This is a genomic window from Bradyrhizobium genosp. SA-4 str. CB756, from assembly GCF_000473125.1.
GTDB classification, from domain to species: Bacteria; Pseudomonadota; Alphaproteobacteria; order Rhizobiales; family Xanthobacteraceae; genus Bradyrhizobium; species Bradyrhizobium arachidis.
In genome coordinates, this window is sequence record NZ_KI421499.1 from 570,222 (window position 1) to 586,247 (window position 16,026).

At 66.1% G+C, this 16,026-nt stretch carries 10 protein-coding genes; 6 read left to right on the top strand and 4 right to left on the bottom strand.

Annotated elements, in window-relative coordinates; genetic code table 11:
* Window positions 1-76: 76 nt before the first annotated feature.
* Window positions 77-1,585 (bottom strand): caspase family protein, encoded by a 1,509-nt coding sequence (locus BRAGE_RS0102755; protein WP_027560565.1) that lies wholly within the window; start codon window positions 1,583-1,585, stop codon window positions 77-79.
* A 426-nt stretch (window positions 1,586-2,011) separates the two neighbouring features.
* Here BRAGE_RS0102755 and BRAGE_RS0102760 point away from each other — a divergent pair, with 426 nt between their 5' ends.
* The 3 genes from BRAGE_RS0102760 to BRAGE_RS0102770 are packed head-to-tail and all read left to right on the top strand — an operon-like array spanning window position 2,012 to window position 5,894.
* Entirely contained in the window at window positions 2,012-3,043 is a 1,032-nt protein-coding gene (locus BRAGE_RS0102760) for a TRAP transporter substrate-binding protein (RefSeq protein WP_027560564.1), read from the top strand.
* A 7-nt stretch (window positions 3,044-3,050) separates the two neighbouring features.
* Window positions 3,051-4,904, top strand: coding sequence for a TRAP transporter large permease (locus tag BRAGE_RS0102765; protein ID WP_027560563.1), 1,854 nt, complete (start codon window positions 3,051-3,053; stop codon window positions 4,902-4,904).
* Window positions 4,905-4,916: 12 nt separating this feature from the next.
* Window positions 4,917-5,894 carry a hydroxyacid dehydrogenase gene (locus tag BRAGE_RS0102770; RefSeq protein WP_027560562.1) on the top strand — a complete coding sequence of 326 codons (978 nt, stop codon included), beginning with the start codon at window positions 4,917-4,919 and terminating at the stop codon, window positions 5,892-5,894.
* An 80-nt stretch (window positions 5,895-5,974) separates the two neighbouring features.
* Here the strand turns inward: BRAGE_RS0102770 and BRAGE_RS0102775 are convergent, their stop codons facing one another.
* On the bottom strand, window positions 5,975-7,141 hold the full coding sequence (locus BRAGE_RS0102775) for an ABC transporter substrate-binding protein (protein ID WP_027560561.1): 1,167 nt from the start codon (window positions 7,139-7,141) through the stop codon (window positions 5,975-5,977).
* 291 nt (window positions 7,142-7,432) lie between these two features.
* Between BRAGE_RS0102775 and BRAGE_RS0102780 the strand changes: the two genes are divergently transcribed.
* The 3 genes from BRAGE_RS0102780 to BRAGE_RS0102790 all read left to right on the top strand — a co-directional run bounded on the left by BRAGE_RS0102780 (window position 7,433) and on the right by BRAGE_RS0102790 (window position 14,159).
* Window positions 7,433-9,862, top strand: a complete 2,430-nt coding sequence (locus BRAGE_RS0102780) for a bifunctional diguanylate cyclase/phosphodiesterase (protein ID WP_027560560.1) — start codon at window positions 7,433-7,435, stop codon at window positions 9,860-9,862.
* A gap of 253 nt (window positions 9,863-10,115) precedes the next feature.
* Window positions 10,116-11,417, top strand: a complete 1,302-nt coding sequence (locus BRAGE_RS0102785) for an MFS transporter (protein ID WP_108914473.1) — start codon at window positions 10,116-10,118, stop codon at window positions 11,415-11,417.
* Window positions 11,418-11,576: 159 nt separating this feature from the next.
* Complete coding sequence (locus BRAGE_RS0102790) at window positions 11,577-14,159, top strand: EAL domain-containing protein (RefSeq protein ID WP_027560558.1); 2,583 nt, start codon at window positions 11,577-11,579, stop codon at window positions 14,157-14,159.
* A 19-nt stretch (window positions 14,160-14,178) separates the two neighbouring features.
* Here the strand turns inward: BRAGE_RS0102790 and BRAGE_RS0102795 are convergent, their stop codons facing one another.
* Together BRAGE_RS0102795 and BRAGE_RS0102800 are read right to left on the bottom strand one after the other, a co-directional pair.
* Window positions 14,179-14,982, bottom strand: coding sequence for an isocitrate lyase/PEP mutase family protein (locus tag BRAGE_RS0102795; protein WP_027560557.1), 804 nt, complete (start codon window positions 14,980-14,982; stop codon window positions 14,179-14,181).
* A 65-nt stretch (window positions 14,983-15,047) separates the two neighbouring features.
* Entirely contained in the window at window positions 15,048-15,947 is a 900-nt protein-coding gene (locus tag BRAGE_RS0102800; RefSeq protein WP_027560556.1) for an alpha/beta fold hydrolase, read from the bottom strand.
* Window positions 15,948-16,026: the final 79 nt, after the last annotated feature.

Sequence of the window (16,026 nt, forward strand, 5' to 3'; positions counted from 1 at the left end):
GCCACTTCTCCGTCATCAACAAGAATGTCCGCAAGCCATGGGCTTGCGGACATTCTTCGCAGTGCGGTGGACTGCCTCAGTACCGGCCGCGGTCGTTGTGGTAGTCGCCGCCGCGGCCGCCACCCATGCCCATGCCGATGCCGATCCCAATGCCGATGCCTTGCATGATGGCGCCGGGCGGTGGGCCGCGATCCGGCGGTGGTGCGCGCTCGTAGACCACTTCGTCGGGCGGCGGCCGGCGCGGCTTCGGCGGTGTCTCGACCACCTTGCGCTTCGGCGGGGTCTCGTCGACCTTGCGCTTTGGCGGCGTGTCGTCGACGCGCTTCTTGATGATGGGCGCCACGTCGGGGTTGACCGGCGAAGCCGGGCCCGTCGGCGTCGAGCACGGGCAGGTCGGCGCCAATGCGACGGCGATCGGGGCAGGGGCCGCCGCGGCCGCGACCGGCAAGGCATAGTTGCGGTTCTGAACCCGGAGCAGCAGCCTGCGCGCGGTAGCAGCCAGGTCGCTGTTGTCCCAGTTGGCGAGATAGGCCTCGAACGAGGCGCGGGTGTTGATGGCGGTGGCGCGCTCCCAGGCCAGCATCTGGCGCCGACGCTCCAGCACGGTGCGCAAGCGCGGTGTGCGGGCGTCCTGAGCGTAGAGCTCGATATAGGCTTGATAGGCCTGCACGGTGTCGTCAGCGATCACGATCTCATAGGCCGCCTTGGCGTCCTTGCCCTGCAAATCCTTGCGCCAGTCCTCGACGCTGCGTGTGCCGCTGGCGAGCGCCATCGATGATGCGCCCGGCAGGGACGACGAACTGCTCTCGCCGCCGAAGAACCTGAAATCGGTCGTCAGCGAGGAGCTTTCCCAGGGGATCTGCCGTCCGTCGGTCGATTGCGCCACCGCGACGCGGATGCGCTTGAACACTTCCTCGATCGGCAGGTTCGGCTGCTTAGCGATGGCCAGCGCGGCCGTGGTGTAGGGGCTGTCGATGCCGTTGCCATCCTCGGCTTCCGCGCCCGGCGAGGTCGAATAGGAGATGAACGAGCCGGGCGCGCCGGCCTTGGTGTCGACGATCGCAAGCCCATGGCCGGCGCCGCTGAGCGCGGGGAACGGATTGTTGCGGCAGGCGTCCAGCATGAAGATGCGCGCCCGCGTCGGCAGCGCGCCGAGCGTGTTGAGCAGGTCGTTGAGCCGCACGCCCTGGAGCGGAATGTCGGCCTCGCGCTTGGGGTCGAGGTCGACGGGCACCAGATAGTTCTCGCCGTCGATCTGCAGGCCATGGCCGGCATAAAACACCAGCGCGACGGTGTCGGCGCCGCTGGCGCTGACCTTGCCGGCGAAATCCGAGATCGCCGCGCGCATCTCGTTCTGACCGAGATTGGCTGCCGTGGTGACGGTGAAGCCGGCATTGCCGAGCAGCTCGGTCATGCCCTTGGCGTCGTTGGCGGCATTGGGCAGTTCCGGCACGGTGCGATAGGCGGACTGGCCGATCACGAGCGCGAGCCTTGCTTCGGCGGCGGCCTCCGTCGGTGTCATCAATTGCGTGAATGCAAGAAGGCCGGATGCAAGAAGCAAATTGCAAAGGACTGGACGGCGCATGGTGTCACCTCCATCGGCAATGCGCGCGATGATGTCACCTTTTCTACGTCTGTGCCATGACACTGTCTGTGCGCTGGATCACGCTGCCCGCTGCGGCAAAATGGGGCAGGGCGTCTGCCGGAGCGGGAAGCATCGTTCTGGCGCCATCCATGTGAATTGCGCATTGATCCATGCGCCAATTGGATTGATCCCCGCCGCTGCATGGCGTGCTCTCTCACGTCCCGCGCCGTGGGCCCATCCGCATCGCGAATCCCGCAAAACATGACCGTTTCGCTGCTCGCGCGTGCCGTCGCCATTCGCCGCGCGCGGCTTTGCGAGGTCCGGGCCCAACCCTTGCCTGCCCCGTCGCTTTGGCCATACAGTCTGCGCAACAGGCCGCGACAACGATCGCGGCCGTAAACAAGAATGCTTGGGAGAGACCGCACCATGACCATCGTGCCCGTGAACCGTCGCGCGTTCATCAAGTCATCGGCGGCGGTCACCGCCGGCCTCGTGCTCTCTCCCGCCATCATCGGCCGCGCCGAAGCTGCGACGCTGAAGCTGAAATGCTCCTCCTCGCTGCCGAACGATCCCAAATACGCCAACGGCCGCGTCTATTACGATAACCTCGTGAAGAATCTGAAGGGCAACGGCCTCGGCGAGCAGGTCGAGGTCGCCTTCTTCCCGGACAATCAACTCGGCCAGGAGATCGACGTCATCAACTCGGTCAAGCTCGGCGTCATCGACCTCATGGTGTCGGGCTCGTCGATCTCGGCCAACCTGGTGCCGCTGGTCGGCACCTTCGACCTCGGTTTTCTGTTCTCGAGCTTTCCGCAGCAGACCAAGGCGTTCGATTCCGGCGCGGCCAAGCCGATCGAGGACGCACTGCTCAAGGGCGGCAACATCCGCATCATCGCCTGGGCCTATAATTTCGGCTCGCGCAGCGTGCTGGCGAAGAAGCCGGTGAAGACGCCGGAGGATCTCGCCGGTCTCAAGATTCGCACCCTGCCCAATCCCGTCATCACCGAATGCCTGCGCCTGATGGGCGCCGCCGCGACGCCGCTGGCCTTCGGCGAGATCTACACGGCCTTGCAGGCCGGCGTGCTCGATGGCCTCGAGCACGATCCGCCGACGATCCTCGCCAGCAAGTTCTTCGAAACCTCAAAGTTCTACGCGCTGACGCAGCACAATTTCTCGCCGCTCGCGATCTATTTCAGCGACATGACCTATAACCGCATGGATCCGAAGCTGCGCGAAGGCTTCCTCGATGCCGCCAAGAAGGCCGCGGCCGACACCCGCGCCCATGGGCTCGCGGTCGAGAAGGAGGCGCTGGCGGCCCTGACCGAGAAGGGCGTGACGGTCGCCGAATGCGACCGCGAGGCCTTCAAGAAGCGCGTCGCGCCGCAGATCGAGAACTTCGTCAGGGCACGGCCGGAATCCAAACCGGTCATCGACATGATCCGCGCGACGCAAGCCTGAGATGACGATGACCGCCGCCGTGCCCGTCTCGGGCGGCCGCCACGGGAGCATCACCCTGCTGCTTCGCGTCAGCGACGCGATTGCGGCCATCCTGCTCGCCGCCGATCTCGTCGTGGTGTGCGCCTCCGTGCTGCTGCGTTTCTTCTTCAACGCGCCGGTCGAGTGGTCGGACGATGTCGCGCGCGGATTGATGGTCGGCTCGGCCTTCTTCGGCGCGGCGAGCGCGCTCGCGCGCGGCGAGAATGTCGGCGTGTCCTTCTTCCGCGACCTGCTGCCGGTGCGGCTGCGCACGCTGGTCGATGCCGCCAGCGCGCTGCTGATCGTGCTGATCTCCGGCTATGTCGCCTACAACGCGATCAAGCTTGGCTCGCTCACCGCCGGCCAGACCACCGGTTCAGGCCTGCCGCTGGAATTGACCTTCTACCCGATGGGCGTCGGCGCCCTGTTCATGACGGTGTTCGCGATCGACCATCTCTGCGCAAGGCCGCTTCCCGACATCGTCAGGGGCCTCATTGCGATCGTCATCGTCACCGGCCTTTATCTCGCCTGGGATTACCTCTCGCCGTCGTCGGTGCCCTCGGCGGGCACGCTGATGCTGATCGGCTTCTTCGCAACGCTGTTCGGCGGCCTGCCGATCGGCTTTGCGCTGGCGCTGGCCGCGCTGATCTTCATCTGGGTCGAGGGCGCGCTGCCCGGCGTCATCTTCGCCCAGCAGATGGCGCGCGGCATCGACAATTTCGTGCTGCTCGCGATTCCCTTCTTCATCCTCGTCGGCTACCTCATGGAAGCCAACGGCATGTCGGTGCGCCTGATCGAGCTGTTGCAGCGCGCGGTGGGACGCATGCGCGGCGGCCTCAACGTCGTGATGGTGGCCTCGATGGTGCTGTTCTCGGGCATCTCAGGCTCGAAGATGGCCGACGTCGCCGCGGTCGGCTCGGTGCTGATCCCCGCCGCGCGCCGCTCGAAGCAGAATCCGGGCGGTGCGGTCGCGCTGCTGGCGGCGTCCGCAGTGATGGCGGAAACCATTCCGCCCTGCATCAACCTGATCATCCTCGGCTTCGTCGCGAACCTCTCGATCGGCGGCCTGTTCATGGCCGGGCTCTTGCCTGCCGCGCTGATGGCGCTGGTGCTGATCGCGGTCTCCATCATCTTCGGCAAGCCGCCGGCGGACGCCGAGGACATCGCGCCGCAGGCGCCGGTGTCGGGCCTTTGGAGCGGCGCGATCGCCTCGTTCGGCCTGATCTTCATGATCTTCTTCGGCTTCAAGAGCGGCTTTGCCACGGCCACGGAAATCTCCGCCTTCGCGGTCGCCTATGCGCTCGTCGTCGGCAGCGTGGTGTTCCGCGAGCTCGGCTTCAGATCGGCCGCGCACAGTTTCGTCCAGGCGGCAACGCGTGCGGGTCTGGTGCTGTTCATCGTTGCCGCTGCGCAGTCGCTGGCGTTCACGCTGACCTTGCAGCAGGTGCCGCATGCGGTCGGCGATTTCATGCTCGGCCTCTCCAAGACCTCCGGCGTCTGGCTGTTCATCCTGCTCGCCATCGCCGTGCTGATCGTGATGGGCTCGGTGCTGGAAGGCGCGGCCGCGCTGATCATCTTTGGGCCGCTGCTGCTGCCGGTCGCGGTGCAGCTCGGCGTCGATCCCCTGCATTTCGGCGTGGTGCTCGTCATCGCGATGGGCATCGGCCTGTTCGCCCCGCCGCTCGGGCTCGGGCTCTACGGCGCCTGCCTGATCGGCAACGTGCCGATCGAGCAGACCGTGAAGCCGATCATGGGCTATCTCGGCCTCTTGTTCCTCTGCCTGCTCGTCATCGCCTTCGTGCCATGGCTCTCGACCGCGCTGCCGCGGGCATTCGGCTACTGAAGGAGTCTTGTCGTGAAGGTCCTGCTCGCGCACACGCCGGAGATGCGGCGCAATTACTACGGCGATCGCAGCTTGAACGGCCTGCGCGCGGCCGCCGAGGTGATCCTGCACGAGAGCGACGAGACTCTGGACGCAACCGGGCTCGCGCGCGCAGCAAAAGATGCCGACATCATCGTCGCCGATCGCATGACCGAGGGACGCGGCGAGATCTTTGCGCAGCTCCCGCGCCTGCGCGCCTTCGTCCGCTGCGCCGTCGATATCCGCAACGTCAATGTGGAAGCGGCCTCGAACGCCGGCGTGCTCGTGACCCGCGCCGGGCCCGGCTTCGTGCAGGCCGTCGCCGAGCTCGCGCTCGGCTTCATGGTCGATCTCTCCCGCGGCGTGTCGCGGACCACCGCCGACTACCAGGCCGGCCGCAAGCCGGAAGCGCGGATGGGCCGCCAGCTCGCCGGCAGCCGCATCGGCATCATCGGCTATGGCAGCATCGGGCGTTATCTCGCCGAGATCGCAAAGGTGCTGCGCATGGAGGTGCTGGTCGCCGATCCCTTCGCTGATGTCAGCGACAGCGCGATCCGGCACGTCAGCCTCGACGAGCTCCTTTCCGCAGCGGACTACGTCGTCTGCCTTGCCATCGCCAACGAGCAGACCGAGAACCTGATCGGAGAGGCGGCGCTGGCGCGCATGCAGAAGCATGCCGTCTTCGTCAATCTCTCGCGCGGCAATCTCGTCGACGAGGCCGCGCTCGCCAAGGCGCTCCTCGAGGGCCGCATCGCTGGAGCGGCGATGGATGTCGGCCGCGCGCCCGACCAGATGCCGACGCCGGAGCTCGCGAAACTGCCAAACGTCATCGCGACGCCTCACGTCGGCGGCCTGACGCCGCAGGCGATCGAATACCAGTCGCTGGAAACCGTGCGGCAGGTGGAGGCCATCGTCAAAGGCGAGGTGCCTCAGGGCGCCGTCAACGCCGATCGCTGGACGCGGCGGCCCTAACGCCCCTCTCGCCAACAAGTGCCGCTCTCTCCGTTCGCACCTTCATCGGTGCGCTAGTGGAGTCTCAATCTCATTAACCCCTACAGCCGATCCACCGCCTTGAATGTCCCGTCCTTCTCGATCACCGTCAAGAACACTTTTGGTGGCGTGTCGAGTGCGCGCACGCCGACGGTGACGATGCTGCCGCTGATGTCGAAGCGGCCGACATCGTTGATGGCGCGTAGCAGGCCCGCGCGCGTCGGTTGCGGTCCGGCATTTTCCAGCGCTGCGGCGGCGAGGCGGCCGGAGAGGTAGCCTTCGAGCGACACGAAATCCGGCGTCAGCGTCGGGTCGATCGCCTTCTGTGCCGCCTGGTAGTCGGCGACGAGCTTGAGCGAGTGGTCCCAGGGAAACGGCACGACCTGTGAGACGATGACGCCCTCGCCCTCGGGGCCGAGCTCCTTGGCGAGCGCATTGGCGCCGACGAAGGAGACGTTGACGAAGGTCGGGTAGGAGCCGCTGCGATGCGCGAGCTTGATGAACTCCGCGCAGGGACCGTAGGTGCCGACCATGACGATGGCCTCGGGCTCGGCGCGCTTGATGGTGCGCCAGGCCGAGCCGACCGCGCGGGTGTTGCGCTCGAAGGTGCCTTCGGCGGCGAGCTCGAGCCCGCGCTTGGCGAGCGCGCGCTTCACGCCGGCAAGACCGTCGCGGCCGAAGGAATCGTCCTGGTAGAAGATGCCGATGCGGGCGAAGTGGCGATCCTCCGTGAGGTGCTTGATCCAGGCCTCGGCCTCCGCGCCATAGCTGGCGCGGATATTGACGACGTTGGCGAGCTCGAGGTCGCGCAAGAATTCGGCGCCGCTGAACGGGCCGATGAAGGGAATGTTCCTGGTGCTGGTGATCGGGATCGTCGCCATCGCGGTCGGCGTTCCCACCGCGCCGATCAGTGCGAACACTTTGTCCTCGTCGATCAGGCGCAGCGTCTGCGCCGTCGAGCGGTCGGGATCGTAGCCGTCGTCGCGGCTGATGAGCTGGAGCTTGCGGCCATGAACGCCGCCCTTGGCGTTGATCTCGGTGAACGCCGCGACGATGCCTTGCCGCATGCGCTGTCCGAGCGCGGAGGAGGGGCCTTCGAGAGCGGCGGCCTGGCCGAACAGGATCGCGTCCTCGCTGACGCCGGCCTCCTCGCACCTCGCCGGAAGCATCAGCGCGGCCAGCCATGCGATGGCCAGGGCGACAGATGTCGCGGATCGCGATTGTGTCATGAGGATGCTTTGCCGGATGCTGAATGCGCTTGGTGGAAAGATAAGTCTGCGGCCCTGAACAGGTCGCTAACCGCTCGATGACCAGCGAGTCCGTATGACTCCGGGGAAAACCGGCAAGTTATGTCCAGACTGCCGAAACTTGCGGGGGCAATCGTTAACTAAGCCGCGTGATGCGGACCACGCGGGTTCCGATATTGTCCAGTTCTTAACCGCGATCCTTGTCCGATAGTCGCGCCGGCGGCTCAACCAGAAGTTCGCACCGGCGCGCCGAGGGGGACTTGCGGGATCAAGATGGGCGGTCGCGATCAGAACGATCAGGATCGGAAGCGTGTGACCGGATGGTGGCGTGCCGCGCCGCTGCTCGGGCTCTATCGCCCTGCGCTCGTCGCCGTCGCCGTCGGGCTTCTGTTCTCGATCGTGGGCGCCGCCGCCGTCGCGCGCTGGGAAGGCCGCGTCAACCGGATCGAGTTCGAGAACGCGGCCGAGACCGAAGCCATCGTCATGCAGAACGGCATGAGCGAGTATATCTCGCGGCTGGTCGCGCTGCGTACGCTGTTCGAATCCACCAACGAGGACATCACCCGCAGCGAATTCGAGACCTTCAGCGCCCGCCTGTTCGAGCGCCATCCTGGCATGCTGCGCATCGCATGGTTGCCGCGCGTCAACCGCAAGGAGCGCGCCGAATACGAGGCTGCCGCGATCACGGACGGGGTGTCCGGCTATCGCGTCAAGTCGCTTCAGGGCGAGGCCCTCGCGACCGCGCCGCAGGGTGACGAATATTTCCCGGTGTTCTACTCGACCCAGCCGAAGACCTCGCAGGTCTATGGCATGGACTACGCGACCATCCCGGAGCGCCGTGCGGCGCTGGAGCGGGCGCGCGACAACGACCGGGTCGCCGCCATTCGCACGCGCCTGTTCGAGCCGAAGGAGGGCGGCCGGCTGCCCGACGTGCTCGTGGCGCTTCCCGTCTATGCCAAGGGCACGTCGCGCGAGACGGTCGCGGACCGGCGACGCAATCTCACCGGCTTCGTCGTCGGCGTCTTCGACCTGCCTCTGCTGCTCCACACCATTCGCGTGACCACCGGCGCAAGTCCTGCGGTGAGCGTCAACGTCTATCCGCCCTTCACGGGGCAGATCGTCAGCCTCGAGTACATGCTGCCGGATTTCTCGTCGGCCGCCACTGCGCCGCAGTCGATGCGCGACGTCGCGCGGATGCTGCACTGGTCGGGCGGTCTCAAGATCGGGGACACCGACTGGCAGGTGCGCGCCATGCCGACGGCCGGCGGCGCGCTGGAGACGGTCTATGACCGCGCGGCCGCGGTCCTCATCGTCGGCTTGCTGCTCACGCTGTCGCTGTCGACCTATCTGATGCTCGCCAGCCGCAATTCGCGACGGCTGTCGCTGGCGAACCGGCGCGTGCTCGAGCTCGCCCAGACCGACATCCTGACCGCCTTGCCCAACCGCGCCTTCTTCCTCGCCCGGCTCGACGAGCTCAACGGCCAGCTCGACGATGCCGGCGCGGCCTTCTCGATCCTGATGCTCGATCTCGACCGCTTCAAGAACGTCAACGATTCCCTCGGTCACGGCGCTGGCGACGTGCTGCTGCGCCAGGTGGCCCAGCGGCTGAGATCCGCATTGCGCGCCGGCGACGTGCTGGCGCGGCTCGGCGGCGACGAGTTCGCCATCATCCAGGAAGGGAGCGAGGACCAGCGCGCCTGCGCGACCGAGCTCGCAGCGCGGATCGCCAAGCTCGTGGCCGAGCCGTTCCTGCTGCCCGGCCATCGCGTCGAGATCGGCACCAGCATCGGCATTGCGATCGCGCCGGATCACGGCAGCGACCAGGAGCAGCTCCTGAAGAAGGCCGACCTTGCGCTGTACCGTTCGAAATCGGCGGGCCGCAACTGCTACACCGTCTACGACGAGGCGATGTCGGCCGAGCTCGAGGCGCGCAACATGCTGGAAGGCGATTTGCGCGATGCCATCGCGCAATGCCAGCTCGAAGTGCACTATCAGCCGTTCGTCGATGCGCTCACCGGCGCGCACCGCGGCTTTGAGGCGCTGGTGCGCTGGCGGCATCCGAGCCGCGGCCTGATCCCGCCCGACCAGTTCATTGCGCTTGCCGAAGAGACCGGGCTGATCGTGCCGCTCGGCGAATTCGTGCTGCGGCGCGCCTGCGCCGATGCGGCCGGCTGGCCCTCCAATCTGATGGTCGCGGTCAACCTGTCGCCGATCCAGTTCAAGGAAGCCGAGCTGTTCGAGATGATCTGCGCCGCGCTCGCCGACTCCGGCCTGCCGCCGCAGCGGCTCGAAATCGAGATCACGGAATCGGTGCTGCTGGAGCGCGGTGTCGAGAACCACGCCTTCATGGAGCGGCTGAAGAGCATCGGCATCGAGCTCGCGCTCGACGATTTCGGCACCGGCTATTCGTCGCTGAGCTATCTCACCGCATTCCCGTTCGACAAGATCAAGATCGACAAGTCCTTCATCCGCAACCTCACGCACCAGCCACGCTCATCCGCCATCATCTCCTCGATCGTGACGCTGGCGCGCGGGCTCGACATGTCGGTCACCGCCGAAGGCGTCGAGACAGCCGAGGAATTCGAGCGGCTGACCGCGCTCGGTGTCAACTTTGCGCAAGGCTACCTGTTCGGCAGGCCGGTGCCGGTCGACCAGATCGAATTCGACGTGCCCGTTCGCACGACGCAGCGCGACGCCGCCTGAGCGCGCCTCGCTTCCACAGCGTCATGGCCGGGCATAGCCGTCCGAAGGACGGCGTCGCTTCCGCTCGCTATGACCCGGCCATCCACGCCTTCGCCGCAGCACAAAGAACGTGGATGCCCGGGACAAGCCCGGGCATGACGACCGCATGTGAATGTTCAGAGCGATTGACCTGCGCCGAGCGCACATGCGCGAAAATCGCTTGACCTGCGTATCCCCGGATGGTCGGTAGGATCGTCCAGGGATGAAACACACCATGCGGCTTCGGTTCTTCTACGGCTGGGTCGTGGTCGCCGTGACCTTCGTCACCATGGCGATCGGCGTCAACGCGCGCACCGCATTCTCATTGTTCTTTCCGCCGATCATCTCCGAGTTCGGCTGGGAGCGTGGCGTCACCGCGGGCGCGTTCTCGTTCGGCTTCGTCGCCTCTGCCGTGGCGAGCCCGCTGATCGGGCGGCTGATGGATCGCGCCGGTCCCCGCGCGGTGATGGAGCTCGGCGTGGTGCTGATGGGCGGCGGGCTGCTGCTGGCGCCGCTGACCAGCGTGCCCTGGCATCTCTATGTGACGCTCGGCGTCATGGTCGGCGCCGGCAGCGTGTGTCTCGGCTATTCCGGCCAATCGCTGTTCCTGCCGAACTGGTTCATCCGCAAGCGCGGCTTTGCCATCGGCATCGCCTTTGCCGGCGTCGGCCTCGGCTCGGTGACGCTGCTGCCATGGGTCCAGCACATGATCGAGCAGACCGGTTGGCGCACCGCCTGCACGGCGATGGGCCTGCTGCTCCTGATCGTGCTGGCGCCGATCAACCTGTTGCTGCACAAGCGCCCCGAGGATATCGGCCTTCAGCCCGATGGCGACGCTGCTCAGGCGTCCGGCGCCGCCAAGCTGGTCTCGAACGTCGTCGATCCCGCCTGGGTCGCGACCGAGTGGACGCTCAAGCGCGCGGTTGCGACCGCGCGCTTCTGGTGGATCGCGCTCGGTTATTTCTGCGGCCTTTACATCTGGTACGCGGTGCAAGTGCATCAGACCAAATTCCTGCTTGATATCGGCTTCAGTCCTTCCGTCGCGGTGTGGGCACTCGGCATTGTCAGCCTGCTCGGCATTCCCGGCCAGATATGGCTCGGCCACGTCTCCGACCGGATCGGGCGGGAATGGGTCTGGGCGATCAGCTGTGTCGGCTTCGCGATCTGCTTCGCGGCGCTGATGGCGCTGAAGTTCCAGCCCTCGCTGTGGCTCGTCTACATCATGGTGTTCACGCAAGGCGCGCTCGGCTACGGCCTCACCTCGATCATGGGCGCGGTGGTGTTCGAGATCTTCCAGGGCAGGCACCAGGGCAGCATTTTTGGCACGATCATGCTGGCGGCATTGGCTGGCGGCGCGGCGGGACCGTGGGTGACCGGGTTTCTTTACGATCGCGCCGGTGACTACACGCTCGCCTTCGGCATCGCCATTCTCGTCAGCGGATTGTCGGCGCTCGCGATCTGGCAGGCAGCGCCGCGCAAGGTGCGGGCCGTGGCCGGTCAGCTGCACAGGGTGCGAGCGGGAACCGGCGCCGAATAGGTTCCGCGAACATCAAAGATATCTTCGCAGCTTTCGCGGAACGTTAAGCATGTCGCATGTTGGGCGGCTGACGGCGGGTCGCAAAAACGTCTTGGACACCATCAAAGCGTTAACCCCGGGCTGATTGCCGCATTTTCCCGATCCCCGCCGGGTCAGACGATGTCCGCTTCCGATTGTGTTGTGACCGAAATTCCGGATGTGCTGCGCGCCGCGCTCGAATGCGCCGACGATGGCATCGTCATCGTCGACGCGGCGCATCGCATCACGCATTTCAACGGCGCCGCGGAGCGGATCTGGAAGCTTACGCGAAGTGAGGTGCTCGGCCGCGATGCCGGCATTCTCACGCTCAAATGCCTTCATGCCGACGCCGCCCCGGACTTCCGTGGCGAGATCAGCCTCGTGCGCCGCGACGGCAGCCGGATCAAGGCGCTCGTGTCGATGTCGCCCGCGACCGTCGGCGGCACCGCCCATCGCATCGTGTTCGCGCGCGACGTCACCGCCGACGCCGAACGCCGTGTCAGGATCGGGCTGCTCCACGCCGTCTCCGACCAGACCAATCGCGCGGTGATCATCACCGACGTCGAGCAGAACATCGTCTACGTCAATTCCTCCTTCACGACACTGTTCGGCTACAGCAGCGACCAGGCCGAGGGCCGCCGCGCCGGCGAGCTCATCGCCGGCTGTCACACCGATCGCAATGCCGTCGCAAAGCTCGTCAGGCGCCTGATGGCCGGCGGCCCGCGCGGCGAAATCGAGACGCTGGTCTACAACAAGCACGGCGAGGAGATCTGGGTCAGCGCCCGCATCGACGCCTTCCGCGACAAGAAGGGGCGGGTCAGGCACATCTTCGCACTGCTCGAGGACATCACCGAGACCAAGCAGCTGCGCTCGCTCCAGCAGCTCATCATGAGCGCGCTTGCCGATGAGGTTCCGATCACCGACATCGCCGACAGGCTGTGCCGCCGCGTCGAGGAGATCGCGCCTGACGTCGTCTGCTCGCTGCTTCACGTCGATGCCGCGGGCCTGGTCCATCCGCTCGGCGGACCGAGCCTGCCCGAGGATTATTCCCGCGCACTGGACGGCATCGCGATCGGTCCCGATGTCGGCTCCTGCGGCACCGCCGCCTTCTACGGCGAGCCGGTGCTGGCGCAAGATCTCGACACCGATCCGCGCTGGCAGCCCTACAAGACGCGCCCGCTCGAAGTTGGCCTGCGCGCCTGCTGGTCGACGCCGATCAAGGCCAAGGATGGCCGGGTCATCGCCACCTTCGCCTTCTATTTTCGCGAGCCGCGCGCGCCGAGCAACTGGCACCGCCGCATCGTCGACGCCTGCGTCGATCTCGGCGCCTTCGCGATCGAGCGCAAGGAGGCGCGCGCCGAGATCGCGCGGCTTGCCTATCACGACATCCTCACCGGCCTGCCGAACCGCGCGCAGCTGCGGCATCTCATCACCACTGCGATCGATGCCTGCTCGACCGGCAGTCACGTCGCGCTGGCCTTCCTCGACGTCGATCATTTCAAGGACGTCAACGACACGCTCGGCCACGCGGCCGGCGACGAGCTGCTGATCCAGCTCGCGCAGCGCCTGCGCGAGCATATCGGTCCCGAGGACATGCTGGGACGGCTCGGCGGCGACGAATTCGTCATCCTGCTGCCGAAGCGTAACGCGCAGGACGCCGAGCGCGTCGCGTCAGGAATCACGGAGGCGTTGGCCGCACCCTTGAGGCTCGGATCGAAACTGATGCCGATGTCGGCCAGCATCGGCATCAGCCTCTATCCCGACCACGCCACCGACATCGACACGCTGATGCAGCAGGCCGACGCCGCCATGTACATGGCCAAGCAGGCCGGCCGCTCCACCCATCGCATTTTCAGCGTCGAGATGAACGGCCTCGCCGAGCAGCGGCTGGCGCTGATCGCGGCGCTGCGCAAGGCCATCGCCGAGGGCGCGCTCAGCCTCAGCTATCAGCCGCAGATCCGCAGCTGTGACGGCGCCATCCACGGCGTCGAGGCGCTGGCGCGCTGGCACGATGCCGTGCTCGGCGACGTCTCGCCCGCAAAATTCATCCCGCTCGCCGAGGAGTGCGGCCTGATCGAGCAGATCGGCCTGTGGTCGGTGCGCGAGGCCTGCCGACAGATGGCGAGCTGGCGCCGCGCCGGGCTCAACATTCCCAGCGTCTCGGTGAACCTGTCGCCGATCAACTTCCGCAACGTCACGCTGGCCGCGCGGCTCAAGGATATCCTCGCCGAACACGATCTGCCGCCGGATGCCCTCATGCTCGAGATCACCGAGGGCGCGTTCATGCAGGACAGCGTCGCCGCGCTCGAGACCATGAACGCGATCCGCGAGCTCGGCGTCGGGCTTTCGGTCGATGATTTCGGCACCGGCTATTCCAGCCTCAGCCGTCTCGCCCATCTGCCGATCCGCGAGCTCAAGATCGACCGCAGCTTCATGCGCGACATCGAGAAGGACGCGGGCGCGCTCGCGATCGCCACCGCCGTGGTCCGTGTCGGCCAGGGCCTCGGCATGACCGTCGTCGCCGAAGGCGTCGAGACCGAAGGCCAGCGCAGGACGCTGGCCGAGCTCGGCTGCGACGTCGTGCAAGGCTTCCTCTACGCCCCCGCGCTCGCGCCGGTCGCGTTGGAGCGCTGGCTGATCGAGCACTGCGCCGAGCAGGCGAGGGCGATGCTCGGCCGGCTCGATGTGGCGGCGGGACGCGAGGCGGTGAAGCGGTCGGCGTAGCGCGGCCTGAGAGGTCGGCTCAGGCGTTCGGCTGCAGGAACGTGCCGTATTGCTTGCTCGCTGCGACCCCCGCGGCGGCCTGTCCGATGACACGCATCGCTGCCATCATGGGCCACGGCCCGAGACTCACCCGCCGAACGCCGACGCGGGCGAGATCGGGGATTTCGGGAACACCTTGCGTCACCATGATGTTGACCGGCAGCGGCGTGAGCTGAACCAGCTTCTCGATCAGCGCGAGGTCGGTGAGGCCGGGAACGAAAATCCCGTCGGCGCCGGCCTCGGCATAGACCTTCGCGCGCCGAGCCGCTTCGTTCAGGCATTCCTCCGGCGATCCGAATTTCAGCAGAAACGGATCGGTCCTGGCATTGATGAACAGGCGAACGCCGAAATCTTGCGCGGCCTTTCGCACCGCCTTGATCTTCGCGGCGTGCTGTTCGGGGCTGACGAGTTGGCGCTTTCCGCCGGAGAGCCCGTCTTCGATATTGATGCCGACGGCGCCGGCTTGCAGAATTTTCGTCGCCGACGTCGCGGCGGCATCCGGTGTGTCGCCATATCCCGCCTCCAGATCGATTGATACCGGAACCGGGACGGTCGCGGTGATCCGCGACACCAGGCCGGCCACCACGTCGAGCGGGACATTTTCTCCGTCGGCGTAGCCAAGGGCGGAGGCGACCGCTCCGCTGCTGGTCGCGATGGCGGCCGACGCCTTCGCAATCGCCTTGGCGGTAGCGGCGTCCCACGCGTTGAACAGAACGAGCGGATCGCCTGTCCTGTGAAGACCAAGAAACGTCTCTGCGTATTTCTGCTGTGTCCCGATGTCCATTGCGTGCACTCCTGCTGAGAGAATGAGATCGATCGTGCGGCGTCGTCCGGCGTCCGCGATTGCTTTCAGGCGGATGCGTGCGTCCTGAACCAGTCCATGATCAGGCCGGTGACTTCAGCCTCACGCTCGAGGTGCGGGAAGTGCCCGACATCAGGCAGAACGACGCGCTTGTGCGGTCCCTTGAACAGCCGCTCCTCTTTCACCGAATATTTCGCTGTCGGATCGTTGCTGCCATAGATCGTCAGCGTCGGCGTGTGCATGTCATTGATCGGCAGCCGGCCCATGCGGCTCGCTTCGGTGAGGCCGCCATAATATTTGAGCGCCGCCGCCATCGTGCCCGGCGAGCTGAGCGTCTCCTTGACCGAACGGAGATGCGCTTCGTTGTCGAAGGCCGGTGACCACAGCTTCCAGAGATAGTCGACGAAGGGCAGTCCCTCGATATTGACCGCCGACTCGGCGCCGATCAGCTGGAAGAAGTAGACGTGGAAGATGGATCGAACGATTTCGGGATCGCGCCTGATGCTCGAGAACGTGATCGGGTGGGCCGTGTTCATCACCACGGCGGCCTTGATCGACGATGGCGCCGTGGCCAGCGCCTGAAAGGTCGACGTGCCACCCCAATCCATGCCGACGACGCAGGCTTGTCCGTCCTCGCTCAGCGCCGCAATGAGCGCTTCGAGATCCCTGCCGAGCGCGATGGGGTCGAAAACATCGTCCGCGGGAATCCCGGTCGGCGCGTAGCCGCGCAGGAACGGCGAGACCGCACGATACCCGGCATCGGCGAAGACCTGCAGCTGCTTGCGATAGGACCAGGCGTTGTCGGGAAATCCGTGCAGGAACATCACGAGAGGACCGGTCCCCTGTTCGAGATAGGCGAACCGCACGCCATTGGCCTCTACGTATTTCAGGGCGGGTTCACCGACGGTGGCCGTTGGTGTCGTCCGCGCAGCGCTGCTCGGATTCATCGTCATTCTCCATGTCGTCGTTTCTTGCACGCGAATATGTGCGTAGCACACATGTCTGGTCAAGTTGTTTTTTGTGCGC

What these genes read in the sequence shown, in the direction of transcription:
- BRAGE_RS0102795 (WP_027560557.1), bottom strand. Translation starts at nt 14,982, where the DNA reads ATGGACATCGGGACACAGCAGAAATACGCAGAGACGTTTCTTGGTCTT.
- BRAGE_RS0102755 (WP_027560565.1), bottom strand. Translation starts at nt 1,585, where the DNA reads ATGCGCCGTCCAGTCCTTTGCAATTTGCTTCTTGCATCCGGCCTTCTT.
- BRAGE_RS0102790 (WP_027560558.1), top strand. Translation starts at nt 11,577, where the DNA reads ATGTCCGCTTCCGATTGTGTTGTGACCGAAATTCCGGATGTGCTGCGC.
- BRAGE_RS0102760 (WP_027560564.1), top strand. Translation starts at nt 2,012, where the DNA reads ATGACCATCGTGCCCGTGAACCGTCGCGCGTTCATCAAGTCATCGGCG.
- BRAGE_RS0102775 (WP_027560561.1), bottom strand. Translation starts at nt 7,141, where the DNA reads ATGACACAATCGCGATCCGCGACATCTGTCGCCCTGGCCATCGCATGG.
- BRAGE_RS0102780 (WP_027560560.1), top strand. Translation starts at nt 7,433, where the DNA reads ATGGGCGGTCGCGATCAGAACGATCAGGATCGGAAGCGTGTGACCGGA.
- BRAGE_RS0102800 (WP_027560556.1), bottom strand. Translation starts at nt 15,947, where the DNA reads ATGAATCCGAGCAGCGCTGCGCGGACGACACCAACGGCCACCGTCGGT.
- BRAGE_RS0102785 (WP_108914473.1), top strand. Translation starts at nt 10,116, where the DNA reads ATGCGGCTTCGGTTCTTCTACGGCTGGGTCGTGGTCGCCGTGACCTTC.
- BRAGE_RS0102765 (WP_027560563.1), top strand. Translation starts at nt 3,051, where the DNA reads ATGACCGCCGCCGTGCCCGTCTCGGGCGGCCGCCACGGGAGCATCACC.